The organism is Flavobacterium sp. N2820 (assembly GCF_025947285.1).
Taxonomy (GTDB): Bacteria; Bacteroidota; Bacteroidia; order Flavobacteriales; family Flavobacteriaceae; genus Flavobacterium.
Genome location: NZ_CP110008.1, coordinates 1,472,365 through 1,498,833, shown reverse-complemented (window position 1 = coordinate 1,498,833; position 26,469 = coordinate 1,472,365). Strand labels below are relative to the sequence as shown.

Here is a 26,469-nt window from a genome sequence, read left to right as displayed (position 1 = left end):
GCTTTTTTAATTGCAAAAAACGAGTAAAATGAGTGTAACGATAGGAGTAGTAAAAAAACCTGAATCACAATTAGAAGTGACAAAGGTTATCAATACCGAAGGACTTAACGGAACAATCCCATATAAATTAATTTCAGAAAATACAATTAATGAAAATATTGTAAAAGCTTCTGGAGGTAATTTATATTCAATAATAGCTATTGGATTGACAAATGAGGTTAGATTTTTAAAGTTTTTCAATAAAAATACCTTACCAAGTTGGGGCGAAGATTTACCAATTATGACCATTCCAATTCCTGCAAATACGCAAGGAGCTGGTTTGGCAATTTCTTTTCCTGACGGTATCAATTTTGATCGTGGAATTGTAATAGGAATTACAGCAGGAAGCGCTGACAATAACGAAGACCCAATCGAAGCAGGTGACGTAATTGTGAATTTAATATATGCTTAATTATGTTAACATTATTAGCAACTGGCCAACCGCAAAATGGTTCTTATGTTAATGAATTGATAAAACAATTCAAAGCGAGAGTTGCTGCCGATGCTGGAACTTTTGAAGCAGAAGAATGTTTAACAAACCACCTAAATAATTTATAAAAAATGAGTTTAATAGAGCAAGCAAGTTTAGTGATAACACCAAATGCGGTGAAAGCAAGCAAATTGTATGCTATTAAACCTTTTGACGGTACAGGCGATTTAGCTGTGGTTCGTGCAACTACAGCTACAAGAGTAAATAAATTGGGTTTAATTGAACAAGTACCTGCAAATGTTGCAAGATTAAACTATAAAAATTCAAGTTGTCCGAGTATATTAGTTGAACCTTTGAGAACGAATTTATTTACATATTCTCAAGATTTCACAAATGCTATTTGGATAAAATTAGGAAGTATTTTTATTAATCCAAATTCGGGTATTTCTCCGTCAGGTAATAATGATGCTTCACTAATTACGAATAATAATATTTCTGATTTTATTAGTCAAATTTATAACGGAAGTACAGGAGTAGTGTATACTTTTTCTGTTTTTATAAAAAACAATAACGCAGAAAGAAGCTCAATTCTTGTAAGAAATACGCTTAATGCGTTACAAGGGTTAATAAATTGGAACGGAAGCGAATTAACTTCTATTTCAGGGGTTAGTGGTGGTTCAATTACTTATGAAACGCTATCTAATGGCTGGTATAGATTAATAGGAACTTTTACGTCTGTGGAAAATGCAATTAGACCAAGATTTAGTTCAGACAATATTAACGTTGGTAGATCTGTTTTTTTGTGGGGAGCACAATTAGAAGCAGCTGCAAACGCTACTTCATATATTCCAACAATAACAAGTGCAGTAACAAGAAATGCTGATGTGATTTCTAAAACGGGGATAGCTGATTTGATAGGGCAAACAGAGGGAGTTGTGTTTGTTGATATGGATTTTCAAGCTTTAAGTATAGATAATGGTATAATATCAATAGGAGATGGTGGTATTGCAAATAGGATATTTTTTTCTTGTTCTTCTTCAAATTTAATTTCGGTTGTAGTTAGAAACTCAACAGGATTTCAATATAGTTTTTCATTAGCAGAATCTTCTGGTAGAAAAAAAATAGCATTATCATATAAGAATAATGATTTTGATTTTTTTATTAATGGAGTTTTAATTAATTCTTCTAATAGCGGTGTTTTACCTTTAAACATTTCATCTTTATCTTTAAGTGTAGGGAATACAAGCTCTAAACAAAATTATATAAACAAAATTTTACTTTGGAAAACTAAATTAACAGACGAACAATGCATTTCTTTAACAACTTTATAAAATGAACGTATACAAATTAAAATATAAAAACAAAGAAACCGCAATAGCTGATTTAATAGCTAAAGGGGTTTATATTGAAACAGAAGAAGGACTTATCTACGGAGAAGGTGTGCAAGCGGTTGTAGAAATAGGCTTGATTGTTTTAGAAGATGGTGTTTATGACGAAGAAGGTAATGAAATTACACCACCTATTTATGCAGAAGGATACCATTACGATATAATGTGCGAACAAAAAATAGATTTCGGTGCAGCCGATATTACAAGTCAAATTACTAAACCTAAACACTCTTTTGCAGGATGAAAACACTAATCGAATTAACAAAATACTGGAAAAATAGAAACGTATTACACCTTGTTTTTGGGGCATTAATAGCTATAGTTCCAAATATAATTTTACCTAAAGGTTTAGGTATTATTATTTCTTGGGCGCTTTGCATCGTTATCGGTCATTATTGGGAAGTCCAACAGGTTAAACACTTCAACGCAACATATTCTAAAAAGGACGTAATTATAACGGTTTTGGGTGGGTTAATTGTTGGACTAATCTTATTATTTTTTTAACATGAACATCATTAACATCATCATCACAGTTGCATCAAGTTCAATTGTAACATTTGTTTTATCAATTGCAGCTTTCAAATATGATCTAATAAAAATTAAAGCCACAACCAGCTCCGAAGTTTCAAAATCTGAACAGGAAAAAATGGTAACAGCCGACAAAGCAATTGAACTGGTTAACAAGCTTCAAGACACCATGAAAAGCCAGTATGAGGAAATGCAGGAAGAAATGGCAAAACTCCGAAAAGAACTGCATTTGTACAAAAGTCAATGTTCAAATTGTACTAACAATAAAATAGGTAGATAACATGAAAAAGTCATTAAAATATTGGTTTACCATGCTGTTAATTTTATTAGCAGTATCATTTCTTGTTATTAGTTGCAAGGCAAAACCACAACCGCAAAATACACATACAATTGAAAAAACAATTGAAACTAAATTAGACAGCGTTTCTACTATCAAAATATCTAAAGCAATACAAGATAGTTTGATACTAAAAATCAGCCAAATCAAAACGGCTAAACCAGAATGCGACAGTATTACTAATGCCGAAATTAAACACGTTTTACAACGTTTAAACAATGTAAAAAAATCAGGTAATAATGAGTTTGGTATTTTCTTCGATGAGCTAAAAAACGAACTTGTTATTTATGCCGATATTAAAGAAGCCATTGAAAAAGACACTAAAATATTAAAATCATTAATTTCAGATTTAAAAAATAGTAAATCACAAACAATAGTAAAAGAAGTATACCCAAAGTGGTTAGTTTGGCTTGCTATTGCTGGAGGTTTATCAATAGCATATATTCTATATCGTTTCTCTAAAATATTCAGACCATGAAAACAACAAATTACATCAAACCAGTTGCCATAGGCATAGGTATAGGCGGCTTGATTTTATTATTAACCAGTAGTAAAAAAGAAGCACCGCAATTTAATGAACCAGCACCAACACCAGGAAGCAACCAAACTACACCACCACCAAAGCCATTACCAACAATGGACCCAAATAAAGTTGTAGCAAAAGGAAGTACAGGACTTGAAGTAAAAGAATTACAAAAACTTTTAGGATTTAAAGGCACTGATATTGACGGTATTTTTGGAAATGACACCGAAACAAGACTTTTCACGTTAAAAGGCGTAAAAAAAGTAAGTGTAAATCAATACAATAAATTGCCATTGATCAATCGCAATGTTTTAGCTATTGGTACTAAAATAATGGCAAACATCAATTTTTCCACACCTACAAATTTGTATGAAGCTTTTAAAAAAGCAGATGGAACTTATGAAAGTACAGGCAAAGTTGAAACAACCGTAGATTATGGGGAAGAGGTTGGAGAAATTATAGGTAAAAACACAACGGCTACCTGGTATTTAGTTGAAAAAAATACTTTTTGGGGTAAAGAACTCTATTTTGTAAAAGCTGCGGATATTAAAAAAATCTAAAAATGAAAGGTAGTACAAAAGTTATAATAGGCGGTTTTCTCGTTTTTGCAATTTATAATGAATTGCAAAAACGGAACAATCAACCAAAAATCTACTATAACAATACTATTACTGGAAATTACAACGCAAGAACAATACCGCCTTTCGGTATTTTTATTAAACCTGAACAAAAAGATAATAAAATGTTACTTAACCACGAGTTAGTACATTGGAAACAATATCAAGAAATGGGTTTAATAAAATTTTACGCAAATTATTCAAGCTATAATAATGAATTAGGCTACGACTTAAATCCAATGGAAATAGAAGCAAGAATTCTAACAGGAGAAAAGCAAGAGTGTATTTATGGTTATACAGAATGTGTAAGAAACGGAAAGGCATTAACAGTACAGAATGAAAACTTTAGATTATGAAAAAACAGCATTGGTACATCGCTGGTGCGACACTTTTAACACTTCTAGTTATGGGAACAAATAAAGCATTTGGAAATATTACAGCAGAACAAAGAGCGAGAGGTTGTGATGCTGGCGGTTGGGGTTGTGGTTCATTTGGCGCAAGTCGTGGAGCAAGAAAACACAACGGTTTGGATATTGTTACCACTCCTGGACAAACTATTTATGCACCTATTTCAGGAAAAGTAACACGTTTTCCTTTTCCTTACTCAAGTGATTTAAGTTATACCGGTATAGAAATTGTAAACGAAGTGTACAAAGTAAAAATTTTTTACATGAAAGCTACAGTTTCAATTGGCGCACAAGTAAAGCAAGGACAACAAATAGGAATTTCACAAAATATTGCTGCAAAATATTCGTCGCAAATGACAAATCATGTACATATCGAGGTATATGATAAAAATGGCAAATTGTTAGATCCTACTAAACTATTTTAATAATGAACATTAACACACCTCAAAAAGTAGTTCTTGGAATAGGTATTTTGACCTTATTAGCTGCTTATGGAAAAAAGAAATATGATGATTATTCAAACGTAATCGAAAATTTACAATTCAAAATCAGTAGTATTTCAAAAGTAAATATTAAAGGATTATCATTATTCTTTGATATTTCGGTAAAATTTTACAATCCTACTGAACATGATTTTTACGTTAATGGCTTAGGTTTTATTTCTGTTAAAAAAGTTCGTGTATTTAGAAAAGGTATTTTTTTAGGTGAAGCAAATTCGGATATTACAAAAATCGAAATTCCTGCTTTTGGAACAAATTCAATTTCAGGAATAACAATTGAAACAAAATATTTGTCTTTTTTATCGGAAATGTCTAATTTAGCACAACTTACGGAGATAAAAGACTATACTTTAGAAATTGTAGTTGAAGCTTTAGGCCAATCATACGTAATTGAGCAGCCAATGACTGCTGAATAACCATTTAACCACCAACCAACCATGAGTAATTCTTTGATAAAAGAAATACTTAAAAAATCTTCTTTAACCAAAGAAGATTTAAGTGTTTTAGAAAACTTCGAACCAAATGACGGCCAAAATAGGCTGTATTCATTTTTTACGCCTATTTGGTTGTGTGAAGTAATGTATAAACTGGCAATTCAAAACGGATTTAACTCAAAAACTGGAAAAATATTAGAGCCTTCTTGTGGTACAGGTCATTTCTTAACCGTTGTTGATAATCCAAAAAATGTAACTGCATTTGAACTAGATAAATTCAACTACGAAATAGCAAAAAAACGAGTTCCTGAAGCTACAATTTATAACCAATATTTTGAAACTGCATTTTTACAAGAGCCTAGATTTACGTCACTATTAAAAAATGATGCAACCTGGTTAAAAGATGCTCCCTTTGATTTAGTTATTGGAAATCCACCTTACGGCAAATATTCAGGAAGTTACGCACCCTACTTTAAAAAACTAAAATTTAAACAACTAGAACAGTTTTTTATGCTTCAATCATTGAAAGTATTAAAAAAAGGCGGCTTGCTTGTTTTCATTACTGGAAGCAATTTCATGCGTAATGATAAAACCTACGAACATGAAAAAAAGCAAATTGGAGAATTAGCCGAATTTGTAGATGCTTATCGTATGCCAAAAGTTTTTAAAAACACACAAGTTCCAACGGATATACTAATATTTAAACGCAAATAATGAAATCAGCTAAAATAGAAACGGAAGTTAGATCTGCAATTCATATTGCTTTATCTAATTTAAAAAGAGAAGCAGCACCAACAATTTATGACTTAATTCAAACAGAAAGCGGATATAAGTATGTTGAAAACGAAATAGTAATAATGATGTGCAAAGAGAACTTTACGGCTTCGGCTTGCATTCCTCATTTAAACGATATGTTGTAATGAACTTTGTCGAAATAACCTCAAACGATAACTGGTTTAAAAAACACCCTGAAAAAATAGCAGGAGTAGAATACGAAACTACTTCTCGCTTTTTTCCTATTATGGTAAAAGGAACTAAAGAGGACGTTTTAAGAGTTACTGGAGTTAATCATAACAAACCAACAAACGACAAAGAAAAGCAATTAAAACTAGCTAAATTAAAGGCAAAAGCTATTAAAATAAAACTTCAATTATTAACCACATGAAACAATATAAAGGACCATTAAGCAGCACCGCTAAAAAGTTAATTGAACAGTCAAAAGACCGATTAATGCGTATGCAAAAAACCACAGGACTAGGGCGTATTTCTAGTTCGGTTTATACTATTGAGGAAAGTATTGAAAAATACAATCCAGGTATTACACAAGATGAAATTCATGCTTGGGTATGGTATAGAAGATTAACAGGAACGCCAATGCTTAATTGGAAATCTTATTTTGTTGATCCAACACAAAAGCAGCTAAAAGAATGGGTAGTAAAGGGTATATTGTTTTATGATGCCACAAAAAAAGAAAACAACCTTGTTCCTTATCCTATCTTTGTTTTTGGTAATCTTTACGAAAAAATATCAAAACTAAAAAAGAACCAGGAAACCATTGTTGATACTTACGGGCAAAAAATATTTGATAACCATATCAAAACTATTCAGGACTTAATGCCTAATAAAATTTCAATTTCTAATCCAGTTGAAAGTGAAAGGCCAGTTATTTTAGCCATTTCAGAAACGGCACGTAATTTCATGGTTAATTCACTTAAAGAAATTCCATTAAGTGAACCTTCAACACTTCAGGAAGCCTACAAAGATTATTTAAGAACTTTGTCCGATGATCAGTTTAACAAAACTAGAGCATTGGAAATCATCAATTATTATCTAAACAATGAAAATAAACCTCGAACTATTGAAAAAGAGGAATGGTTAGATATTAAAAAAAGAACTAGAGATGAAGGGGAGCGTTTATTTAAAAAGTTTCTATATGAAGCATTAGAATACAATGATCAGGTAAGAATTGATATTGAGTATAACGAAAAGTTTAATGCAATTGCACCATTGCAATATCATAAAATTCCAATTGGCTTACAAATATCTAAAAAATTCATGGGTAACGATTTAGATATTCGTTTAGCACAACGCGAAGGAATTGCTTTTATGGAATTAGTAGGTAGTGGAATTATCGCTTATGATGTAGGCGTTGGTAAAACTATTACGGCAATCATTGAATTATCAAACGCAATTAATTCAGGTAAATGTAAACGCCCAATTGTAGCAGTTCCTAATCCAACATATAAAAACTGGATTAAAGAAATTTTAGGTAATGGAGATTTACAAGGAATTTTAACCGGTACAGGAATTACAATTAACGAATGGTATAATTTGGGTGCAGAATATGACCATATTGACGTTGACAATAAAGTAAAAGAAAAAACAATCACTTTAGTAACCTATGAAGGTTTACAAAAAATTGGTTTTAATGAGTATACGGCTAACGAACATTTTGAGCAGCTTTCAGATATTCTCTCACAAAGAAGCGAAGGAACAGATAGAGATAGAGAAAAAGAAAATGAAAAATTACGAGAAATAATTGGAACAGGAACTAAAGAAACTATTGCTGATATTGAAACTTTAGGTTTTGACTACATTGTTGTCGATGAAGCACACAATTTTAAAAATGTGTTTTCAGAAGTAAAAGCCGATGAAAACGGTAAACAATTTCACATTAAAGGGGGCCAGCCTTCAAATAGAGGTATTAAGTTGTTTTTTATTACTAATTATATCCAAAGAAAATATGGTAGAAATGTAATGCTTTTAACGGCTACACCTTTTACCAATAGTCCAATGGAAATTTATTCCATGCTTTCATTAGTCGCATTTGATTATATGAAGTCATGGGGTATTACTAATTTAAGAACATTTTTCGAACAATACATTTCAGAAACAACGGAACACGTAGTAGGAATTGATGGAGAAATTAAACAAAGTAATGTTGTGAAGTCATTTAACAATCGTATTTCATTACAAAAATTGATTAATTCTCACATTAATTTTAAAACAGGAGAAGAAGCCAATATTCCTAGACCGTGCAAAATTAATCTTCCTAGAATAAAAGTAGCAACCGAAAAAGGGATTGAAAAATTAAAAGTAGAGGACCAGGTATTAACCTATTTAAAACTTACTCCCGAACAACAAGCTAATCAAAGAGCAATTAATTCAGAAGCAAGTCAAGGAGCTGATAAAAGTGATCCAGGTAAACTATTGCGTTTAATGTCGGAAAGTTTAAATAATGCACTTTCTCCATTCCTATACGATAAATCGCAACCAGACGATTATTTTGATTTTGTTGTTTCAAGTCCAAAGATAAAATATACAATGGACTGTATTGATTCAGTTAAAAAATACCATGAAAATAGAAACGAAAATGTTTCAGGACAAGTTATTTACATTGATAGAGGAAAAGAGTATTTTCACTACATAAAGGAATATTTAGAAAAAGAAGTAGGATATAAAACAGGAGTTAAATTAAAAGAATTTCCAAACCAAAAAGTTGACGAAGTAGAAATCATTTCTAGTGGAATTACCCAAGCTAATAAAGAAAAAATTAAAATTGCTTTTAATGAAGGTACGTGCAAGATTATTATCGGAACGTCAACAATTAAAGAAGGTATTAATTTACAGGAAAAATCAACAGTATTATATAATTTGTACCCAAACTGGAACCCAACCGATTTAAGACAGTTAGAAGGCCGCATCTGGCGACAAAAAAATATGTTTGGTTTTGTTAGGATTGTTATGCCATTAATGGAAAACAGTATGGACGTTTTTGTATTCCAGAAGCTTGAGGAAAAAACAAGCCGTATCAATGATTTATGGAGCAAAGCTGATAGAGGTAATGTATTAGATGAAGAAAGTTTAGATCCAAACGAAATTAAATTTGCATTGGTTACAGATTTGAACGTATTAGCACGTTTCGAAGTAAAACAAATTGCTGCAGAACTTTCAACTAAATTAATGGTATTGAATAGTAATATTGAAGATTTAGGAAATTACAGCTATTTAAAAACACGTTTAGAAGATTATAGAAATCAGGTATATGCAAAAATAATTACCTGGAAAGAAAGTTTTAAAAATCTAAAATTAAGTGACTGGAATGAGGAGTTATTAATATTTGATGATGTTTCGTCTTTAGGTAAAAAAATGGAATCATTTACCAAAGCAAAACAAAACCGAATTGAAAGATACATTGCATTGTATGAGCAGCTTAACAATATAACCCAAAATTACACCGATAAGGATTTAATTGCAGCAGCTTCAAAATATATGTCTTTAGTACTGGAACGTTCTTATGATAGTGGTTTAGAAAATTACAAAGAAACTACTTCAAAGTATGCAAAAATTAAACGTACTATTTTTGACCAAAGAGGTTATAATGAAAATACGGATATTTCTGTTATTCTAGCTGAAATGGAAAAAGAAAAAGCATTAACGCAATTGGAAATAGAAGAAGTTAGAACAGAAGAATTCCAAGAAAAAATACTTTTAAAAGTTGCAGAACAAAAACAAAAGTATGCTATAAAAGGTGGGGAGTTAAAAGACCGTGTAAAAGATTTTGCGGATATGAACTATTTAATGTCTTATTTATTTCAGGACGTTGTTCAAAAAGATAGCGAAGGTAATAATTTAGCAGGCTGTTTTCTTCCAACTAAAGAAAATACAGTTAAACGAACTCAACCAAAAGTAGAAGATAACGATAAATTAAGAAGATTGAAGCTGGCTAAAATGAAAGCAAAGGCCATTAAAATCAAATTACAACTTTTAGCAGCATAATAATTAACCATTTAACCAACCACCAATGATGACAATTAAAAATTATAACGAGCAAAAAGATACCTGGAATTGGAAAAACTTTCCTCAAACTATTCAAGATAACAGAAATGATATTGAGGATATGATGGAGTTTTATGATGATGACGATGATATTAAAGAAACAATTGATTTGTTTTTAAAATCAATTAATGATAATCTTACTAAAAAGGATAGTGTATTAGTTAAAACGGACAAACCTAAAACCGTAGCACCTGCCAAAAGAAAAGAAACTATTGCAGAAACTTTAGATAATACAAAGTATCTAAAAAAAGTAATGCCAAAACATCAACAGGAAATACTGTTAGGTTATGAACGTTCAGAAGAAAAAGAGTACTTTGTTCAGTTAATTAAAGACCTGGAGAAAGATTTTGATTTAGCTAGAAAACGCCAAGATTTACCATTAATGGATAGTTTTGTAAAAGCACATTTCTTTTATGGCCAAACAGACTGGTATATTTTAGATTACGACCCATCTGAAAATATGTTTTTTGGTTATGTTGTTTTGAATGGAGATACTCAAAATTCTGAAGCAGGTTATATTTCAGTTGATGAACTACAAACAATTAGAGGTATTGAATTAGATTTTCATTTTTTCCAAGAACCATTAGGTCAAATTTTAAATGATAAATATCCAGGTGAATTTCCTGAATATAAAAAAGAAAGTAGTACTGTTAGCAAAATAGAAAAAACAACAACTGCTAAAAAAGCAGCACCTAAAAAAACTAAAGTAGCTAAAGTAATCAATGAAAAGAATTTAGTTGATAACAACTCGATTGAATATTTATTAATTCGACGTTTTTACGCCATGATAAAAAAAGGTGAAAACGTTGTTATTCCTTTCAATACAGTTCGTTTATTATATGTTGCCTTCAATAAAGCAGCCGTAGAGCGTAAAGTCAGAAAAACGTCTGAAAATGCTAACTTATTCAATAAGTGTAATGAAAAATTAACTATTCTTTTTGAGGAATTTGCAAACCCTAAAAAAGCAGACGTAAAAATTGAATTTACAGACAAAAAGTTATTTGCAGAAATTGAAGAATTTTCTACTAATAAAAAAGTTCTCCCAAGTGTATCTTTATTGAAAAGATTTATAGCTATTCAAGGTACTTTGCCTGAAGTTAGTAAAGTAAAAACTCTTTTGAAAAGCATTGAAAAACAAATTGAGGTATCTAATGACCGTTTACGCCCTGAATTGTTAATGGCTAAAAAGGAATGTGAAACATATTTGTATGACCCAAAAGAAAAAGTAGAAGTTACTTTTTATGGTTTATCAAAACCTAGAAATGTATGTACTAATCGTATAAAATGCACAGGGATTGACAAATCAGGAAAATTACATAAAGGGTATAAGTTTCAAGAGCACACAGGAAACATTATAAAAGTTCGTAAACAAAAATTAGGTTCACCGAAAGTATGCTCTAATCGTGTTAAGTGTAATGGAATAGATAAAAGCGGAAAATTAAAAAAAGGGTATAAATTTCAAGAAAACACTGGAAACATTGTGGCGGTTAAAAAAAAAACACTAAACGCACCAGTTAATAATTATCCAGTAGAAACTGTAATTATACGAAATGCTACAGCTCCAGCTATTGAAATGATACAGCCTATTGTTTTTAATGAAAAAAATACAATGCTTTCAAACCCATTACCATTGCAAACAAAAGCGCCTGAAAAAACAGTTACAAAAAGTAATGAAAAACTATCTTCAGGCGCAAAAAGGTTGTTAGGGACAAATTTTGATACACTTGCAATCAATGAGGAATGGAGCGAGTTAATGCAAAATCCAGCGGCTAACTTAAAAATTGCAATTTGGGGTAAACCTAAAAATGGAAAAACATCGGCATCATTGCAAATGGCTGAATATTTTACAAATTTTGGAAAAGTGCTATACAATTTTGCGGATCAAGGTTTTAACCTTTCAACACAGGAACTTTGGAAAAGCAGCGGATTAGCAAACAATTCTAATGCAGAACCAAGCGACATCAGTACTACGCAAGAACTGGAAGCAGAAATTGCAACAGGACAATATAAGTTTGTTTTTATAGATATGATTTCCGACTATATAAGAAAAGAAAAATTAAAACCTGAGGAATTTAAAGAACGTTTTGTTAAACGTTTTCCAGACGTTTCTTTTATTCTAATTTTTGAAGTTACTAAAAGCGGTGATTTCAAAGGTGATCAAGGTTGGACGCACGTTGTAGATGCAATTATGACGGTTGAAAACTTCTTTATGGAAAATAGAGGGCGTTATGGAATGGGTGAGCGCATTATTTGGGAAGAGGGTTTTCAACGTTTTAATCCAAAAAGATATGAGGAATACATGAGAGAAAAAAGAGAAATAGAAGCAGGTAACGCACCAGTTGAAACCGTAATTAATTAAGCCATGAAACTACTAATTTTTAAAATTATATTTTGGCTACTATGGTTTTTTATCAATGCAGTTTTTTATACGCTTGTAACTATAATAATTTGTCCGTTTGAATTTGTTTACTGGTTAATTACGTGTAAACGATTCAATTTTAAAATAATTCAAAACTGGGAAAATTACATTTTTTCAGATATTTAAGTAACCATTTAAACATTAGATACCATGAGTGCAAAAAAACCAACCGCAAAACAATTAGCAGCACGTAAAAAATTCGCAATAGCTGCAAAAAACGGAACGTTAGCAAAAAAACGTAAGACCGCTAAAAAGAAATAGATTTTGTTAGTTATTTTTTGTTGATTGAAAACGTGTTGCAATTTTGTAACACGTTTTTTTGTTATTATACAATAATGATACTTTAAAAAGTAAACTTATAGGTTTACTTTTTAATTAAGTTAGAGTAATCATCTGGAAGCACCGCATCAATATCACGTAAGTATTTATCTAAAGCGGTCATTGTAGTGTGGCCCGTAATCAACATCAATTTACTTTTTGCTTCAAATGGTGTTGAGTTTTTAACCAATTCATTGTATAATTTGGTTATGTAAGTGTGTCTAAAGCTATATAACCCATATTCTTTGCCTAATTTTAGGGGAATTTTAAAACGTTTTCTAAATATATCCGAAATAGCATTTCTTCGGGTTGTTTCTGTAGCATTCCACTCCATTCCAAAACCATTAGGTGTAATAAAAAAGCTATTCGGGTCCAGGTGTGAAAGTTCGGGTAATTCCTTAATCATAATATCCGGAATTATTTTAGTTTTCACAGGTTGGTTTTTGGCACGTATGTAAATCTTTTTATCAACTACATCAATATCCTTTACTTGTAAACGACAAACCTCAATAGGGCGCAAAAAGTTGTAAGAAATCAATTTTATAAATACCGATAAAATAGGCTCGCTCTCAATAATCTTTTCAATGTTTTTTTCTTGCGTAGTGGTATAACTTTTATTGCGTTCGGGTGTAGATTTTAAAACTGCAATATCATTCACAAAATTATCCGTTATAATTTCGTCGTCTTCTAATACTTTAAAAAGCATTGACAAATTAGAACGCGTATTGTTTCTATTTCGGGCAGACGTTGCTTCAGCAATTTCATTCAGGTAAATTGTAACTACTTTTTTGGTAATCGTTTCAATAGTTTGTAATTCATCAATTCCGTTTTCAATCAACCATTTTTTAAATTTTGTAGATCTAATTCTAAAATCGCTGTAACTATTTTCAGAAAGAACGGTATTTTTTTTACGTAAAGCGTAATCAAAAGCATCTTTAATGGTATATTTCACATCAATACTATCAAATTTTGAAGCAAGATAAGGATTAAAACCACCGTCTAAATGACGTTGCACCGCCCAGCATAAGTTTTTAGCAGCTTTTTTTCGTTCCGATAAATTTTTAAGTTTATTAATGCCGCCATATATAGGAGTTTGGCGAACTAATTTTTTTGTAATAGGATTTCTAAAAGAGTAATACACGTACCATCTTTTCGTTAAGCTGCCGCCAGCATCATAAATTTTTGGATCAGAATAATTCTTCATAATCTTTAAATCGTATGCGTTATCGTATGCGTTTTGCAATAATTGCTTACTCAATGACATAAAAAAAGCGGTTTTAAATTACTCTAAAACCGCATAAAATCTATGTTTTTAACCAGTAGCGAGGACGGGAGTTGAACCCGTGACCTCAGGGTTATGAATCCTGCGCTCTAACCAACTGAGCTACCTCGCCAAATATACTGCAGACATCCTTACCGAATGCGGGTGCAAATATAAAACTAATTCTGTTGTTTGCAAATATTATTTTACAATTATTTTCTAAAAAATAAATAAAATCTTTTTTTGTATTTTCAATTTATTCTCTATATATTTCCAAACTTAAAAATTACAAAATGAGTACAAAAGTAAAATACGAATTAGAGTTTCCAATTCAGTCTTCTCCACAATTATTGTATCAATATATATCAACTCCATCTGGTCTTTCGGAGTGGTTTGCCGATAATGTTAATTCTAGAGGAGAATTTTTTACTTTTATTTGGGATGATTCCGAAGAAAAAGCAAAATTAGCGTCTAAAAAATCGGGCGAGCGAATCAAATTCAGATGGTTGAACGATGACGATTCTGAAACCGACTACTTTTTTGAACTAAAAATTATGGAAGACGAAATCACAAAAGATGTTTCGATTGTAATTTCTGATTTTGCTCATGAAGACGAATTAGACGAATCAAAATTACTTTGGGAAAATCAAATTTCCGACTTAAAACATGTCTTAGGTTCTGTTTAAAAAACAAATTATAAAGAGTATATTTGTCCCGATTTTTAATCGGGATTTTTTATGGTAAATTACAACGGAAACATTCAGGAAAATAGCAATTGTACAGTAGAATCAAATAGAGGTTTTTTGTACGGTGATGCCGTTTTTGAAACTATTAAAGTGTTAGATAACAAGGTTTTGTTCTTGGAAGATCACTACTTTAGATTGATGGCCTCAATGCGTATTTGTCGCATGGAAATCCCAATGAATTTCACCATGGAATTCTTCGAAGAACAGATTTTAAAACTGACAAATTCTCTTGAAAAAGCAAATTCGTTTAGAGTTCGTTTTTCTATTTTTAGAAAATCTGACGGATTTTACACACCAATTAGCAATGAAATTGAATTTATCATTGTTGCAATTCCTTCCGAAAATTCTGTTTATACGATTGAAAAATCCAATTATGAAGTCGAATTGTACAAAGATTTCTTTATTCCAAAACAATTGCTTTCGACTTTAAAAACAAATAACAAAATGCTTCAAATTACAGGAAGTATTTTTGCCAAAGAAAATGATTATGATAATTGCTTGGTTTTAAACGATGAAAAAAATATTGTAGAAGCTTTGCAAAGTAATTTGTTTATGAAAATGGGCAATTCAGTTGTTACACCACCAATTTCTGATGGTTGTTTAAACGGAATTATGCGCAAACAAGTAATTGAAATTCTAAATAAAATGGAAGGAATTGAGGTAAAAGAAACGTCAATTTCACCCTTTGATTTACAAAAAGCAGATGAACTATTTTTAACAAACGTAATCACAGGAATTCAGCCCATAACGAAATACAGAAAAAAAGAATATACTGTGAATTTTTCGAATGAAATAGTAGCCAAACTAAATGCAAAAATAAGACTTAGTTAAGCAATGGATTTTCAGGCGCATTAGAAAACAGGACGTATTCGCCTCCTTGTTCAATGATTTTTTCTTTCCAAAATTGGTTGCTTGATTTGGAGAGTAATTTCTTTTTTAAAGAATTTTCACTTACAATCCATGCGTTTTCTTGCAGTTCCATTTCCAGTTGATTTACGCTCCAACCACTATATCCTAAGAAAAAACGAATATTGTTCTTGTTGATCTCTCCTGTATTAATCAGGTGCTTTGTGGTTTCAAAATCACCGCCCCAATATATTCCATTCGAAATTTCAACACTATTCGGAATAATTTCCGGAATGTTGTGAATAAAATACAAATTGTCTTGCTCTACAGGACCGCCATTGTATATTTTAAAAGAAGCTTCAATTTCTGGCAGCAAATCATTAATAGTATAATTCAAAGGTTTGTTTAAAATAAAACCAATAGAACCTTCGTCATTATGTTCTGCCAATAAAACCACAGAGCGATTGAATGAAACATCGCCTAAAGTAGAAGGCTCTGCAATGAGCAAATGACCTTTTTTGGGTAAAGTTGATATCATATTTCTGTAAGTTTAATATCTAAAGTTATCAAAAAAAGTTTACAAAATCAAATAAAATCGTCTAGAAACAAAAAAATCCCGAATTTATCGGGATTCTTATACTGTATAAATCAAAAAATTATTTTTTGTTTACTGCTCCTTCTAATTCAGCACCAGCTTTAAATTTTACTACATTTTTAGCAGCAATTTTGATAGTTTTACCAGTTTGTGGATTTCTACCATCTCTTGCAGCTCTTGAAGATACTGACCAAGATCCGAAACCTACTAAAGATACTCTTCCACCTTTGTTTAAAGTTCCTTCAACATTGCTTAAAAATGATTCTAAAGCTAATTTAGCAGCTGCTTTTGTAATACCAGCAGAAGCTGCCATTGCATCGATTAATTCTGATTTGTTCATGATTAAAGTTATTTATAATTGGTTAAACTTAATTATTTATAGCAAATTTAGCGGTATAATTGAGCTGTGCAAGCATTTGGCTAATTTTTCGACTAAAATGTTGATAAAATAGACTAAATGTTAATAACATTGTTTGTTTTTTTGAATTTTTAGCCCAAATATAGCATTTTCAGGGCTTACAGCGCTATTGCTTTTTCAGAAAACGATATTCCGTTTAACAATTCATGGGCTTGCATTCTTTTCTTTCCTGGAAATTGTAAACTGGTTATTTTTAAAACGCCGTCTTTTGTTGCAATGAAGATCTCTTTTTTGGTGGTTGTAACGCTTCCAATTGCATTAGTTTGTTCTTTTTCTTCAAACGATGCGGCATATATTTTTACATTCCATTCGTTTTCACCATCTTTTATATAGGTCCAAGCCGCTGGATAAGGTGATAAACCTCTAATTAAGTTAAAAATCGTTTTTCCTGATTGGGTCCAATCTATTTTGCAGTTGTCCTTATTTAATTTGTAAGCTGTTTTTACTTCAGGATTTTCTGTTTGAAGTGTAGTGGTCGCTTTTCCTTCCTCAATTAAATGTAGTGTTTCAATTACGGCTTCACTTCCTAATTGCATTAATCTATCGTGTAATTCTCCAGCTGATTCATTTGCGCCAATGGTAGTTTCCTTGCTCAAAATCATTGCACCGGTATCAATTTTATCATCAATAAAAAAAGTAGTCACACCTGTTTTCTTTTCTCCATTAATAATTGCCCAATTAATAGGTGCAGCACCACGATATTCTGGTAACAAAGAAGCGTGCAAGTTGAACGTGCCTAATTTTGGCATTTTCCACACCACTTCGGGCAACATTCTAAACGCCACTACCACATGTAAATTGGCATTCAAACTTTTTAATTCAGCTAAAAAATCTTCCGATTTTAAGTTGGTAGGTTGCAATAAACGTAAGTTTTTAGATACGGCATAGTCTTTAACCGCACTTGTGCTTACTTTTTGACCACGACCCGCAGGTTTGTCTGGAGCGGTAATTACCCCAACAATTTCATAATTATTTTGATAAATAGTATCCAAAATTCCCACAGCAAAGTCGGGTGTTCCCATGAATACAATGCGAAGTTTTTCCATTATAATAAGTAATATTGATTGTATGAATTGATTGCAATTTTATGGTGTTCTAATAACAATTGCAATGCAAAGATAGTGGCTTCGGGAGAAATTTGTAACGAATTTTCAATTTCTCGGGATGATAAGTTGTCTTTTTGTAACAATTGAAGAATTAATTCGGTATTTTCTTTCGGATTGCTCTTTTTTTTGGAAAAACAATACGAACAAATGCCACAATCTTCTTCAGTAATCTCTTCAAAGTAGGCGAGAAGCAGTTTATTTTTACAACTGTCTTCATTCGAAATATAATCAATTACGCTTTGAAACTGGTCTTGTTTCAACTGGTTTTGATGTGCTAAAAATTTAGCCACACGATTAATGGTTAAATCGTCTTCGCGAACTTCATTAAAAGTAATCGAACTATCATTGTTTTTTGCATGAAGAATAATACATTGACTTTCGGCTAATTGATCAATCACTTTTTCAACCGCTGCTTCAGTTGTATTTGACTTTTTGGCAACTAAATGCGGATTGATCGTTGTTTCTACATCAAAAATTCCGGAGTAAGTTCTTAAAATAGTGGTAATAATGGGTTCGTCATGCGGATGCAAACTGATGTAACGAATTACTTCTTTGCTCGGTATGATGAATTGCAAACTAATTTTTTCTGAAGATTCACTCTGAAAAGTCAAAATGCCTTGTCGGTCTAAAAATTGTAAACTATTAAAGGCCTTTAAAATCGGAAAATTATAATGCGAACAGAATTGGTTTAAATTGAAAGCGAAACTTTCGTTAAAGCCTTCTCCATAAGCAATTCTGAAATAATTATTTAGTTTTACATACACATCTCGTACAAATTTTTTATCGGGCAACACATCAAGAAATTGCCTTTTTGTAAAGTCGATATCGCCAGAATTGGTCAAAATAATTCCAAATGCTTTTTCGCCATTTCTTCCCGCTCTTCCGGCTTCTTGGTAATAATTTTCGATGTTTTCAGGCAGTTGAATATGGATGACCGTTTTTACATCAGATTTGTCAATTCCCATTCCAAATGCATTCGTAGCAACTATCACTTGGGATTTATTCTCTAGCCAAGATTGCATGTTTTTTTCTTTCTCTTTAGCAGGTAAACCACCGTGGTAAAATGTAGTCGAAAATCCCAATTGATTTAACTGTTGCGAAGTTTCAATACACGATTTACGATTACGCACATAGATAATCGAGGATTGCGGATTTTTGGTCAGAATCTGTTGTATTTTAAATAACTTATCTTCTGTTTTAATAACATGATAGGCTAAATTTTCTCGGGTAAATGATTTGGTGAAAAATTGCGGATTTTCTAAGGCTAAATTTTTGCAAATATCTTCTTGAACACGCTTGGTTGCCGTGGCTGTTAAAGCTAAAAAAGGTGTTTTTGGAAAGGCTGTTTTTAATTCCGAAATTTTCAAATAAGCTGGTCTAAAGTCATGTCCCCATTGACTTACGCAGTGTGCTTCATCGATTGCGATGAGATTTATAGGCAATTGCTTTAAACGTTCTACAATCCAATCGTGTTGTAAACGTTCGGGAGAAAGGTATAAAAATTTGTAATTTCCAAATTGGCAATTGTCTAAAATATCAATTACTTCATCTTGCGAAACGCCACCCGTTAAGGCAATTGCTTTAATGTTTCGGCTTTGTAAGTTTTGTACTTGGTCTTTCATCAAGGCAATCAAAGGCGAAACCACTAAGCAAATTCCGTTTAAAAGTAATGCTGGAATTTGAAAACAAACTGATTTTCCACCACCGGTTGGCAATAAAGCAAAGGTGTCATTTCCGTCTAAAACCGACTGAATAATTTCCTCTTGTGGTGTTCTAAAGGTTTCGTGTTTCCAATATTTTTGAAGTAATAATAAGGCTTCAGACATGTTAAATGGCTTTTAGAAACACTAATGTACAAAAAGTTTTATTTCGCAAGGTGTTTCATAATGAAATCAATACGATTTTCTACCGAATCTTTAGGAACTTCGGTAATTGAATATCCATAATTTTTATAGGTTTCCATCAAGTGTTCATGAATCAAAACCGCTTGTTCATAGTTTTCATAGCGTTCGGCATCGCTTACATAAATTTCTTTCCAAGGCGGTAAAACAAAAATGGAAGTGTATTTATGGTCTTTACAAGCTTGATCAAAAAAAGAAGGATACGCATCACCAATGTAATGCATGTAAGCCAAAACATCAGGAATTCCGCGGTCTAAAAAAACGATTCTGGCGGCTTCGTTTTGGGCAGCGTGAAATTGTTTTTTTCGACCTTCCAAAAGGAGTTCGCTAAACAACAAAGGTTTTTCAAGAAACAATTGTTCAATCCCTTGTTCCTGCGCTTCTTTGATTACTTCGCGCGAAACTTCTGGATAACAAGTGTGCCCTTTTTCTTTTAATGCTTCAATTAAAGTTGTTTTTCCCGAACTTGGTCCGCCGATTAAAACCACAATTTCTTTGTTCATATCTGAAATTCTAAGGCGCAAAAGTAAGTTTTTTTAAAAATCTAATCAACTTAAAAATTTTATAAGTAGCAACAATATATTTCTGAACATAAAAAAGTATATTTGCTTTTCAAATACGAAATGATGATGGATAAGAAAACCGAAGATTTTTACATTCGTTTAAAAGAAGAATTGTCAAACTCAACACTTTGGCCTTCAGAATATTTATATAAATTTATTGTACCTTCAGATGTGCATAAAATTGCTAAAGTGGAAGCTACATTTAACGATATGGGCGCTGTGATTACTACACAACAATCTAAAACAGGTAAATTTACAAGTATTTCGATAAGTGTAACGATGCCAAGTGCTCAAAGTGTTATTGATAAATATATTGCCGTTTCTGACATAGAAGGCATCATTTCATTATAAAAAATCATGCAAGAAGAAGTAAGTTATTTAGAATATAATTCGCAACGCTCTCATTTAATTATTCCTGAGTATGGAAGACATTTGCAAAAATTAATCGACCAAGCTACAGCAATTGAGGATAGAGAAGAACGAAATAAAGCCGCAAAATACATCATTTCGGTAATGGGTTCTTTGAATCCACATTTGAGAGATGTGTTGGATTTTCAGCATAAACTGTGGGATCAGTTGTTCATTATGTCTGATTTTAAATTAGATGTAGATTCACCTTATCCTATTCCTTCAAAAGATATTTTAACGCAAAAACCAGATCGTTTAAAATACCCACAAAATTTTCCTAAGTACCGTTTTTATGGCAATAACATCAAATACATGATTGATGTGGCCAACAGCTGGGAAGAAAGCGAATTAAAAAATGCCTTGGTTTTAGTGATTGCCAATCACATGAAAAAAAGTTATTTGAGTTGGAATAAAGACACTGTAACGGATGAAATCATATTTCAGCATTTGTTAGAACTTTCGGGTGGAAAATTAAACCTTTCTAAATCAAACGAAGAGCTTTCAAACACGCACGATTTGATGAAAGTGAATAAAAAAGTGTCTAATAAAACACAATTCAGTACAAATAAACCTGGAATTGTTAAGAAAACGAACAACAAAGGGCACCTAAACAAAAACAATAAAAATACATTCAAAAAAAATAGTTAATTGCATGGGAACATTTAAAATTGAAGGAGGAAAATCATTAAAAGGAGAAATTACACCACAAGGTGCAAAAAATGAGGCTTTACAAGTTTTATGTCCCGTTTTGTTAACTTCTGAAAAAGTAAGAGTTACCAATATTCCAGATATTATTGATGTCAATAAATTGATTACTCTTTTAGGCAATTTAGGGGTAAAAATTCAAAAAAATGGACCTGGTGATTATACATTTCAAGCCGATGAAGTCAACGTAAACTATCTAAAAACAGAAGCATTTAAAAAAGAAGGCGGAAGTTTAAGAGGTTCTATCATGATTGTTGGGCCACTTTTAGCGCGTTTTGGTTGCGGGTATATCCCAAAACCAGGTGGCGATAAAATTGGTCGCCGTCGTTTAGATACACACTTTGAAGGGTTTATTAACCTTGGTGCAAAATTTAGATACGAAAGAGAAGACCATTTTTATGGTGTAGAAATCGACGGAAAATTACAAGGTGCTTACATGTTATTAGATGAAGCATCAGTAACAGGAACAGCAAATATTGTAATGGCTGCTGTTTTAGCAGAAGGAACAACTACTATTTATAACGCAGCGTGTGAGCCATACTTACAACAATTGTGTAAAATGTTGAACTCAATGGGAGCAAAAATCTCAGGAGTAGGTTCAAACATGTTAACGATTGAAGGTGTGGATAGCTTAGGCGGTTGCGAACACAGAATTTTACCAGACATGGTCGAAATCGGTTCGTGGATTGGTCTTGCAGCCATGACAAGAAGTGAAATTACAATTAAAAATGTAAGTTGGGATAACTTAGGACAAATTCCAAACGTATTTAGAAAACTAGGAATTACCTTAGAACGAAAAGGAGACGATATTTACATTCCTGCTCACAAAGAGGGCTACGAAATCAAAACCGATATTGATGGCTCTATCTTAACCGTTGCCGATGCGCCATGGCCAGGATTTACACCTGATTTATTGAGCATTGTTTTAGTAGTGTGTACACAAGCAAAAGGGGATGTGTTAATTCACCAGAAAATGTTTGAAAGTCGTTTATTCTTTGTGGATAAATTGATTGATATGGGAGCAAAAATTATGTTATGTGATCCGCACAGAGCGGTGGTTATGGGGCATAATTTCCAATCACAATTAAAAGCAACAACGATGAGTTCGCCAGATATTAGAGCCGGAATTTCATTATTAATTGCCGCTTTAACTGCAAAAGGAACGTCAACCATTCAAAATATCGAACAAATTGATAGAGGGTACGAGCGCATCGATGAAAGACTTCGTGCTATCGGAGCTAATATCGTGAGAGTATAATTTAGTATTCAGTGTTCAGTCGCAGTAAGCAGTATTACTGTGACTGAAAACTGTGACTGAAAACTAAAAAATGGAAACCTACATCATCATTTTTCTCTGCATTGCATCCTTCATAGCTGGTTTCATAGATGCTATTGTAGGTGGCGGTGGCTTAATTCAAACACCAGCCGCTTTAATTTTATTGCCTAATGTATCTGTTGCATCCATTATTGGAACATTAAAAATCCCAGGTTTTAGTGGCACAAGTATGGCAACCTATCACTATCTGAAATCGGCAAAAGTGAATGGGAAGTTATTCTTAGTAATGGCAATTGTTTCTTTTGGATTTGCTTATTTGGGTTCAAGTTTACTCAACATAATGCAAAACGATTTCATGAAACCCTTACTTTTTGTGGTTTTAATTTTACTCTTGCTGTATACCTATTTCAAAAAAGATTTCGGACAATTTCAAGTAGATAAATTGTCAAAAAAGCAAACCTATATTTACGGAAGTATCATTTGTGTGTTCTTAGGTTTTTACGATGGATTCATTGGTCCAGGAACCGGAAGTTTATTAATCATGGCGTTTATAGCGGTTTTAGGGTTCGATTTTTTAAAAGCCAATATTTATGCAAAATTAGTCAATTTGGCTACCAACATTGGTTCCATCACTTTATTTGTCTTAAAGGGAAAAATCATTTGGGCAGTTGCTATTCCTATGGCAATATGCAATGTTACCGGTTCGTGGTTAGGCGCTCGATTAGCCATTTCAAAAGGCAACGGATTTATCCGTGTTTTCTTTTTAATTGTGGTAGGATTGGCGTTAATCCGATTTGGATATGATGTGTTTTTGAAATAAAAAAAACACCTCGATAGAAGTGTTTTTTATGATTTTATATTAAACAATCCAATGTCTTTTAATTGCCTTTTTAGAATACCAAAGCAAGAACAAAGCAAACACCGGAATTATAGCGGTCATGACCAATTCAGCAGTTCCATAATCACTAAGTTTAAATCGAGTAAAAGCGTCAATATTTTGAACAATAATGGCTAAAAACGAAATTAAAAATAACGTGTAGGCCCATTTTTTTCTTAATAATAACGAAACACTTCCAAAAGTAGCTGCAAAAACGGCAATTGCAAATGCAGCTGTTGACCATGCTGGCGTAGCATCCATCATTTGTAATTGAGTTTCGGTGTACATCGCTCTAAACGAATCGGTATTATACGCTTGTTGAATGTATTGACTTACACCCATTAAATTCCACAAAAGTGCAATTACACTAATAATCCAAAAGGAAATTGTTGGTTTTGACATAGTTCATAATTTTATTGGTTAGTACTACTAAGGTATAAAATTATTTTGAACCACTGTTAAAATTTTAAACCAAACATGATTCCATCTCCTTGAAAACCATCCTGGTAGCTTCTCACATAATCAATTCGCAAGAAACGAAATTTTCCCCAACCAATGTTGTCAAACCCAACGGTGAACTCTTGATAAGGTTTCATGTTTGGAATGTTTAGCTGATGAAAACCACCAATTAAATTCCATTGTAGTTTGTTCAATAATGGAATTTTATTCATGATATATCCTTTGAAATTATGCTCAATATGGGTTTCCAAATAAGCATCGTTTGTAGAATGTGTATAATAAGGAAGTAAATTAAACGAGTTCAAGGAATTGTTAAATAAATTTACATGGGTTTGATTGCCGTTAAAATGTTTGTAATCTACAAACGAAATAGCATCCGCATTAAAGAATTTTCCAGCTTTGAAACGCAATCCAAAATCACCTTTGTTCCCAATTGTTTTGTTGTAATCTACTGTTCCGCTGATTAAATCATAATGATAATTACTGTTTGAAGCACCAAAAGCTTTTTCGTAATAAAAACTCAAAATTGGATAATCGTCGTTTTGAATGTTGATTTTTCCATTTGGACGCGAAATGTATTTTTGACCAAAGCGAATACGCGTTCCTAAACTTGCTTTCATAATCTGATGCTTTTCAAACGGAACCGAAGTATAATTGTTAGGTTGTAACGGATCATTCGAAAAATACAAATCATCATTTTTAATTAACGTATAATCGGTGTTATTAAATAAAGCGCGGCGATTTTCATACAACACTTTTCCTGAAGCAAAAACGCCGTTTGTAACTTCTTTTCCATAGCTAATTTCTGCAAATTCTTTGTTGTACAATTTCATATAATTGTTTTTAAAGAATAAAGTGGCAACCGAATTCACAATGTTACTAATCGGTTCGTTTGGATTAAATTGACTTATTGTGCTTCCGACTGAAAAATTAATGTAAGCATTATTTATAGTATTGAATCGATGATAAAAATTCCCTTTTACACGCAATCTATCTTCGGCAAAACCATAATTAAATGTAGAGGATATTGAAGTGAATTTTCCGGTTTCTTCGTTCCATTTTCTAAATGAAAAACCACTGTCCAAATTATAGCCTTGTACCGTGTTAAAACTCAATGAACTCAAATTGGTCAAGCCTTGATAATTAAAATTCCAGTTTTTAAAGCTGTTTTTGTACGTATAGCCCGTGATGATTTTAAAGAATTTAAACGTATTACTTTTGGCATCAATAGAATCTAAATACACTTGAGATTTTCGAACGTTTTGAATACTATCTTTTCGCACATAATTGTTCTCTTCTTCTTCAGTTAAAGGCACTGGTCTGGTTTCGGTCCAAAACGAAGTTTCTTTTTTATTGGCATTTTCGGCAAATGTTACTATTTCTTTACCAAAGGTTTTCTTCTCAAAATCATCTTTAAACACATAATTTGAAAACACATGTGTGAACTTACCCGTAAATTTCATTCCAAAAATACCAGCATTAAAGTCTAAGGATTGTACGTTTTTTGCCCAAATTTTAGTGGTTTCATTATAACTAAAATTCTGATTGACCTTCATGGTTTCCAAAATGGGTTGTTGCATGCGATACCCTTTGATGTCTAAATCAATTCCGTAAATAGCCCACGAATCTTCAACAATATAGATATATCCTTCAAATACAGGTTCTTTATCACGTTTTGGGGTAACCAAAATTTTGTTGATTAATTGGTTTTTATCGTCATAAAAAGTGCTCTCTAACTTAAATTTATAGTAATTAAAAGTATTGTCGGCTATTGGAGAGATCATGTTAATGCCAAAATCGACATAATTTTCATAAAAATCATAATTGGTATTTAAAGCAGTATTGTAACTAAAGCCGTTATCGTCGCCAGCAACTTTTGAAGCGATAATTTCTTCTTTTAAATTAGCTGGTTTTTCAAATTTAATTTTAGAAACGGTTTCCGATTGATAAATAATACCACTTCGGGTTGAATCTAAATTACCATCTAAATCGCCAATTTCAACGCCCATAAATTTCTTCGGAATATCTTTTGCTCTAAAAATCCCTCTTGAATAGAAATCCGCTTCAAATTTGTCTGTTCGTGCTGCATTTTTCTTTTTTGCAACAATAGCTTGACGAATAATTTCATAGGCTGGATTTTCCGTATTTGTAACTATAATATCGTTTAATTGATAACTTTCTTCTTGAAGCGTTACATCAAAATCATATGGAAATTGCGAAATATTTAGTATTTGTTTTTGTGTTTTATACCCTAAATATTGAAATATCAACGCAACATTGTTTTTTTCGGTAGTATTGATTTCATATTTACCTAGTTCATTTGTGGTGGTTCCAATATAGGTGTTTTCAATATAAATATTTACAAAAGGAAGTGGATTTCCATCGGAATCTTTGACAGTTCCTCTAATTTGAGCAAAAGAAATAATTGAAAAAAGAAGTGTGATTGCAAGTATAGTTTTTTTCATAAGGCGTTTTACTTTTTTTGTTACACAGAGTTTCACTGAGTTTTTTTAATTACTTTGTCTTGAA

30 protein-coding genes and 1 tRNA gene are annotated in these 26,469 nt (G+C 32.0%); 22 read left to right on the top strand and 9 right to left on the bottom strand.

What is annotated here, in order from left to right; genetic code table 11:
• The first annotated feature begins 28 nt into the window (after positions 1 to 28).
• Genes OLM52_RS07255 through OLM52_RS07180 form a run of 16 tightly spaced genes read left to right on the top strand, consistent with a single transcriptional unit; the run spans position 29 to position 12,401 of the window.
• Positions 29 to 451: a hypothetical protein gene (locus tag OLM52_RS07255; protein ID WP_264550458.1), complete on the top strand. Its 423-nt coding sequence runs from the start codon at positions 29 to 31 to the stop codon at positions 449 to 451.
• A 2-nt stretch (positions 452 to 453) separates the two neighbouring features.
• Positions 454 to 597, top strand: coding sequence for a hypothetical protein (locus tag OLM52_RS07250; RefSeq protein ID WP_264550457.1), 144 nt, complete (start codon positions 454 to 456; stop codon positions 595 to 597).
• A 3-nt stretch (positions 598 to 600) separates the two neighbouring features.
• Positions 601 to 1,800, top strand: a complete 1,200-nt coding sequence (locus OLM52_RS07245; RefSeq protein WP_264550456.1) for a phage head spike fiber domain-containing protein — start codon at positions 601 to 603, stop codon at positions 1,798 to 1,800.
• 1 nt (position 1,801) lies between these two features.
• Positions 1,802 to 2,101 carry a hypothetical protein gene (locus OLM52_RS07240; RefSeq protein WP_264550455.1) on the top strand — a complete coding sequence of 100 codons (300 nt, stop codon included), beginning with the start codon at positions 1,802 to 1,804 and terminating at the stop codon, positions 2,099 to 2,101.
• Positions 2,098 to 2,361 (top strand): hypothetical protein, encoded by a 264-nt coding sequence (locus tag OLM52_RS07235; protein ID WP_264550454.1) that lies wholly within the window; start codon positions 2,098 to 2,100, stop codon positions 2,359 to 2,361. The genes OLM52_RS07240 and OLM52_RS07235 overlap by 4 nt, the downstream gene beginning before the upstream one ends.
• Before the next feature lies 1 nt (position 2,362).
• Entirely contained in the window at positions 2,363 to 2,665 is a 303-nt protein-coding gene (locus OLM52_RS07230) for a hypothetical protein (RefSeq protein WP_264550453.1), read from the top strand.
• A gap of 1 nt (position 2,666) precedes the next feature.
• The gene (locus OLM52_RS07225) at positions 2,667 to 3,200 is read left to right on the top strand and encodes a hypothetical protein (protein WP_264550452.1); all 534 of its coding nucleotides are present in this window, start codon (positions 2,667 to 2,669) and stop codon (positions 3,198 to 3,200) included.
• Positions 3,197 to 3,805, top strand: coding sequence for a peptidoglycan-binding domain-containing protein (locus tag OLM52_RS07220; RefSeq protein WP_264550451.1), 609 nt, complete (start codon positions 3,197 to 3,199; stop codon positions 3,803 to 3,805). Before OLM52_RS07225 ends, OLM52_RS07220 begins: the two co-directional genes overlap by 4 nt.
• A 2-nt stretch (positions 3,806 to 3,807) precedes the next feature.
• The gene (locus tag OLM52_RS07215; RefSeq protein ID WP_264550450.1) at positions 3,808 to 4,218 is read left to right on the top strand and encodes a hypothetical protein; all 411 of its coding nucleotides are present in this window, start codon (positions 3,808 to 3,810) and stop codon (positions 4,216 to 4,218) included.
• Complete coding sequence (locus OLM52_RS07210; RefSeq protein WP_264550449.1) at positions 4,215 to 4,694, top strand: M23 family metallopeptidase; 480 nt, start codon at positions 4,215 to 4,217, stop codon at positions 4,692 to 4,694. The genes OLM52_RS07215 and OLM52_RS07210 overlap by 4 nt, the downstream gene beginning before the upstream one ends.
• A gap of 2 nt (positions 4,695 to 4,696) precedes the next feature.
• On the top strand, positions 4,697 to 5,185 hold the full coding sequence (locus OLM52_RS07205; RefSeq protein WP_264550448.1) for a hypothetical protein: 489 nt from the start codon (positions 4,697 to 4,699) through the stop codon (positions 5,183 to 5,185).
• A 21-nt stretch (positions 5,186 to 5,206) separates the two neighbouring features.
• Entirely contained in the window at positions 5,207 to 5,917 is a 711-nt protein-coding gene (locus OLM52_RS07200) for a class I SAM-dependent methyltransferase (RefSeq protein WP_264550447.1), read from the top strand.
• Positions 5,917 to 6,123 carry a hypothetical protein gene (locus OLM52_RS07195; protein ID WP_264550446.1) on the top strand — a complete coding sequence of 69 codons (207 nt, stop codon included), beginning with the start codon at positions 5,917 to 5,919 and terminating at the stop codon, positions 6,121 to 6,123. Before OLM52_RS07200 ends, OLM52_RS07195 begins: the two co-directional genes overlap by 1 nt.
• On the top strand, positions 6,123 to 6,368 hold the full coding sequence (locus OLM52_RS07190) for a hypothetical protein (RefSeq protein ID WP_264550445.1): 246 nt from the start codon (positions 6,123 to 6,125) through the stop codon (positions 6,366 to 6,368). Before OLM52_RS07195 ends, OLM52_RS07190 begins: the two co-directional genes overlap by 1 nt.
• Positions 6,365 to 9,982 carry a DEAD/DEAH box helicase gene (locus OLM52_RS07185; RefSeq protein WP_264550444.1) on the top strand — a complete coding sequence of 1,206 codons (3,618 nt, stop codon included), beginning with the start codon at positions 6,365 to 6,367 and terminating at the stop codon, positions 9,980 to 9,982. Before OLM52_RS07190 ends, OLM52_RS07185 begins: the two co-directional genes overlap by 4 nt.
• Before the next feature lie 25 nt (positions 9,983 to 10,007).
• A complete protein-coding gene (locus OLM52_RS07180; protein ID WP_264550443.1) occupies positions 10,008 to 12,401 on the top strand; it encodes a hypothetical protein in 2,394 nt (797 codons plus the stop codon).
• A 424-nt stretch (positions 12,402 to 12,825) separates the two neighbouring features.
• Here OLM52_RS07180 and OLM52_RS07175 read toward each other — a convergent pair whose 3' ends face one another.
• Together OLM52_RS07175 and OLM52_RS07170 are read right to left on the bottom strand one after the other, a co-directional pair.
• Positions 12,826 to 14,043: a tyrosine-type recombinase/integrase gene (locus OLM52_RS07175; RefSeq protein ID WP_264550442.1), complete on the bottom strand. Its 1,218-nt coding sequence runs from the start codon at positions 14,041 to 14,043 to the stop codon at positions 12,826 to 12,828.
• 56 nt (positions 14,044 to 14,099) lie between these two features.
• Positions 14,100 to 14,173, bottom strand: a tRNA-Met gene (locus OLM52_RS07170).
• 160 nt (positions 14,174 to 14,333) lie between these two features.
• Here OLM52_RS07170 and OLM52_RS07165 point away from each other — a divergent pair.
• Positions 14,334 to 14,726 (top strand): START-like domain-containing protein, encoded by a 393-nt coding sequence (locus OLM52_RS07165; protein ID WP_264550441.1) that lies wholly within the window; start codon positions 14,334 to 14,336, stop codon positions 14,724 to 14,726.
• A 51-nt stretch (positions 14,727 to 14,777) separates the two neighbouring features.
• Positions 14,778 to 15,617 (top strand): aminotransferase class IV, encoded by an 840-nt coding sequence (locus tag OLM52_RS07160; RefSeq protein WP_264550440.1) that lies wholly within the window; start codon positions 14,778 to 14,780, stop codon positions 15,615 to 15,617.
• Here the strand turns inward: OLM52_RS07160 and OLM52_RS07155 are convergent.
• The 5 genes from OLM52_RS07155 to OLM52_RS07135 all read right to left on the bottom strand — a co-directional run bounded on the left by OLM52_RS07155 (position 15,610) and on the right by OLM52_RS07135 (position 20,155).
• A complete protein-coding gene (locus tag OLM52_RS07155; RefSeq protein WP_264550439.1) occupies positions 15,610 to 16,170 on the bottom strand; it encodes a YqgE/AlgH family protein in 561 nt (186 codons plus the stop codon). The genes OLM52_RS07160 and OLM52_RS07155 overlap by 8 nt on opposite strands.
• A 118-nt stretch (positions 16,171 to 16,288) precedes the next feature.
• Entirely contained in the window at positions 16,289 to 16,567 is a 279-nt protein-coding gene (locus tag OLM52_RS07150; protein WP_264550438.1) for an HU family DNA-binding protein, read from the bottom strand.
• Between the two features lie 176 nt (positions 16,568 to 16,743).
• Positions 16,744 to 17,691: a methionyl-tRNA formyltransferase gene (gene fmt / locus OLM52_RS07145; protein WP_264550437.1), complete on the bottom strand. Its 948-nt coding sequence runs from the start codon at positions 17,689 to 17,691 to the stop codon at positions 16,744 to 16,746.
• On the bottom strand, positions 17,691 to 19,577 hold the full coding sequence (locus tag OLM52_RS07140) for a RecQ family ATP-dependent DNA helicase (RefSeq protein WP_264550436.1): 1,887 nt from the start codon (positions 19,575 to 19,577) through the stop codon (positions 17,691 to 17,693). Before OLM52_RS07140 ends, fmt begins: the two co-directional genes overlap by 1 nt.
• Positions 19,578 to 19,615: 38 nt before the next feature.
• Positions 19,616 to 20,155: an ATP-binding protein gene (locus OLM52_RS07135; protein ID WP_264550435.1), complete on the bottom strand. Its 540-nt coding sequence runs from the start codon at positions 20,153 to 20,155 to the stop codon at positions 19,616 to 19,618.
• Positions 20,156 to 20,281: 126 nt separating this feature from the next.
• Here OLM52_RS07135 and OLM52_RS07130 point away from each other — a divergent pair, with 126 nt between their 5' ends.
• The 4 genes from OLM52_RS07130 to OLM52_RS07115 all read left to right on the top strand — a co-directional run bounded on the left by OLM52_RS07130 (position 20,282) and on the right by OLM52_RS07115 (position 23,424).
• Positions 20,282 to 20,566 carry a DUF493 family protein gene (locus OLM52_RS07130; protein ID WP_264550526.1) on the top strand — a complete coding sequence of 95 codons (285 nt, stop codon included), beginning with the start codon at positions 20,282 to 20,284 and terminating at the stop codon, positions 20,564 to 20,566.
• A 6-nt stretch (positions 20,567 to 20,572) separates the two neighbouring features.
• A complete protein-coding gene (locus OLM52_RS07125; RefSeq protein ID WP_264550434.1) occupies positions 20,573 to 21,271 on the top strand; it encodes a DUF4290 domain-containing protein in 699 nt (232 codons plus the stop codon).
• 4 nt (positions 21,272 to 21,275) lie between these two features.
• Complete coding sequence (murA, locus tag OLM52_RS07120) at positions 21,276 to 22,586, top strand: UDP-N-acetylglucosamine 1-carboxyvinyltransferase (RefSeq protein ID WP_264550433.1); 1,311 nt, start codon at positions 21,276 to 21,278, stop codon at positions 22,584 to 22,586.
• Positions 22,587 to 22,656: 70 nt separating this feature from the next.
• Positions 22,657 to 23,424 (top strand): sulfite exporter TauE/SafE family protein, encoded by a 768-nt coding sequence (locus tag OLM52_RS07115; protein WP_264550432.1) that lies wholly within the window; start codon positions 22,657 to 22,659, stop codon positions 23,422 to 23,424.
• A gap of 39 nt (positions 23,425 to 23,463) precedes the next feature.
• On the opposite strand, the gene OLM52_RS07110 is transcribed toward OLM52_RS07115, so the two are convergent.
• Together OLM52_RS07110 and OLM52_RS07105 are read right to left on the bottom strand one after the other, a co-directional pair.
• Positions 23,464 to 23,883: a hypothetical protein gene (locus tag OLM52_RS07110; RefSeq protein ID WP_264550431.1), complete on the bottom strand. Its 420-nt coding sequence runs from the start codon at positions 23,881 to 23,883 to the stop codon at positions 23,464 to 23,466.
• Between the two features lie 56 nt (positions 23,884 to 23,939).
• On the bottom strand, positions 23,940 to 26,405 hold the full coding sequence (locus tag OLM52_RS07105; RefSeq protein ID WP_264550430.1) for a DUF5686 and carboxypeptidase regulatory-like domain-containing protein: 2,466 nt from the start codon (positions 26,403 to 26,405) through the stop codon (positions 23,940 to 23,942).
• Positions 26,406 to 26,469 lie beyond the last annotated feature (64 nt).

Excerpts from the sequence above, each read along its gene's own strand:
- OLM52_RS07255 (WP_264550458.1), top strand. The coding sequence starts at position 29 with ATGAGTGTAACGATAGGAGTAGTAAAAAAACCTGAATCACAATTAGAA.
- OLM52_RS07250 (WP_264550457.1), top strand. The coding sequence starts at position 454 with ATGTTAACATTATTAGCAACTGGCCAACCGCAAAATGGTTCTTATGTT.
- OLM52_RS07245 (WP_264550456.1), top strand. The coding sequence starts at position 601 with ATGAGTTTAATAGAGCAAGCAAGTTTAGTGATAACACCAAATGCGGTG.
- OLM52_RS07240 (WP_264550455.1), top strand. The coding sequence starts at position 1,802 with ATGAACGTATACAAATTAAAATATAAAAACAAAGAAACCGCAATAGCT.
- OLM52_RS07235 (WP_264550454.1), top strand. The coding sequence starts at position 2,098 with ATGAAAACACTAATCGAATTAACAAAATACTGGAAAAATAGAAACGTA.
- OLM52_RS07230 (WP_264550453.1), top strand. The coding sequence starts at position 2,363 with ATGAACATCATTAACATCATCATCACAGTTGCATCAAGTTCAATTGTA.
- OLM52_RS07225 (WP_264550452.1), top strand. The coding sequence starts at position 2,667 with ATGAAAAAGTCATTAAAATATTGGTTTACCATGCTGTTAATTTTATTA.
- OLM52_RS07220 (WP_264550451.1), top strand. The coding sequence starts at position 3,197 with ATGAAAACAACAAATTACATCAAACCAGTTGCCATAGGCATAGGTATA.
- OLM52_RS07215 (WP_264550450.1), top strand. The coding sequence starts at position 3,808 with ATGAAAGGTAGTACAAAAGTTATAATAGGCGGTTTTCTCGTTTTTGCA.
- OLM52_RS07210 (WP_264550449.1), top strand. The coding sequence starts at position 4,215 with ATGAAAAAACAGCATTGGTACATCGCTGGTGCGACACTTTTAACACTT.
- OLM52_RS07205 (WP_264550448.1), top strand. The coding sequence starts at position 4,697 with ATGAACATTAACACACCTCAAAAAGTAGTTCTTGGAATAGGTATTTTG.
- OLM52_RS07200 (WP_264550447.1), top strand. The coding sequence starts at position 5,207 with ATGAGTAATTCTTTGATAAAAGAAATACTTAAAAAATCTTCTTTAACC.
- OLM52_RS07195 (WP_264550446.1), top strand. The coding sequence starts at position 5,917 with ATGAAATCAGCTAAAATAGAAACGGAAGTTAGATCTGCAATTCATATT.
- OLM52_RS07190 (WP_264550445.1), top strand. The coding sequence starts at position 6,123 with ATGAACTTTGTCGAAATAACCTCAAACGATAACTGGTTTAAAAAACAC.
- OLM52_RS07185 (WP_264550444.1), top strand. The coding sequence starts at position 6,365 with ATGAAACAATATAAAGGACCATTAAGCAGCACCGCTAAAAAGTTAATT.
- OLM52_RS07180 (WP_264550443.1), top strand. The coding sequence starts at position 10,008 with ATGATGACAATTAAAAATTATAACGAGCAAAAAGATACCTGGAATTGG.
- OLM52_RS07175 (WP_264550442.1), bottom strand. The coding sequence starts at position 14,043 with ATGTCATTGAGTAAGCAATTATTGCAAAACGCATACGATAACGCATAC.
- OLM52_RS07165 (WP_264550441.1), top strand. The coding sequence starts at position 14,334 with ATGAGTACAAAAGTAAAATACGAATTAGAGTTTCCAATTCAGTCTTCT.
- OLM52_RS07160 (WP_264550440.1), top strand. The coding sequence starts at position 14,778 with ATGGTAAATTACAACGGAAACATTCAGGAAAATAGCAATTGTACAGTA.
- OLM52_RS07155 (WP_264550439.1), bottom strand. The coding sequence starts at position 16,170 with ATGATATCAACTTTACCCAAAAAAGGTCATTTGCTCATTGCAGAGCCT.
- OLM52_RS07150 (WP_264550438.1), bottom strand. The coding sequence starts at position 16,567 with ATGAACAAATCAGAATTAATCGATGCAATGGCAGCTTCTGCTGGTATT.
- fmt (WP_264550437.1), bottom strand. The coding sequence starts at position 17,691 with ATGGAAAAACTTCGCATTGTATTCATGGGAACACCCGACTTTGCTGTG.
- OLM52_RS07140 (WP_264550436.1), bottom strand. The coding sequence starts at position 19,577 with ATGTCTGAAGCCTTATTATTACTTCAAAAATATTGGAAACACGAAACC.
- OLM52_RS07135 (WP_264550435.1), bottom strand. The coding sequence starts at position 20,155 with ATGAACAAAGAAATTGTGGTTTTAATCGGCGGACCAAGTTCGGGAAAA.
- OLM52_RS07130 (WP_264550526.1), top strand. The coding sequence starts at position 20,282 with ATGGATAAGAAAACCGAAGATTTTTACATTCGTTTAAAAGAAGAATTG.
- OLM52_RS07125 (WP_264550434.1), top strand. The coding sequence starts at position 20,573 with ATGCAAGAAGAAGTAAGTTATTTAGAATATAATTCGCAACGCTCTCAT.
- murA (WP_264550433.1), top strand. The coding sequence starts at position 21,276 with ATGGGAACATTTAAAATTGAAGGAGGAAAATCATTAAAAGGAGAAATT.
- OLM52_RS07115 (WP_264550432.1), top strand. The coding sequence starts at position 22,657 with ATGGAAACCTACATCATCATTTTTCTCTGCATTGCATCCTTCATAGCT.
- OLM52_RS07110 (WP_264550431.1), bottom strand. The coding sequence starts at position 23,883 with ATGTCAAAACCAACAATTTCCTTTTGGATTATTAGTGTAATTGCACTT.
- OLM52_RS07105 (WP_264550430.1), bottom strand. The coding sequence starts at position 26,405 with ATGAAAAAAACTATACTTGCAATCACACTTCTTTTTTCAATTATTTCT.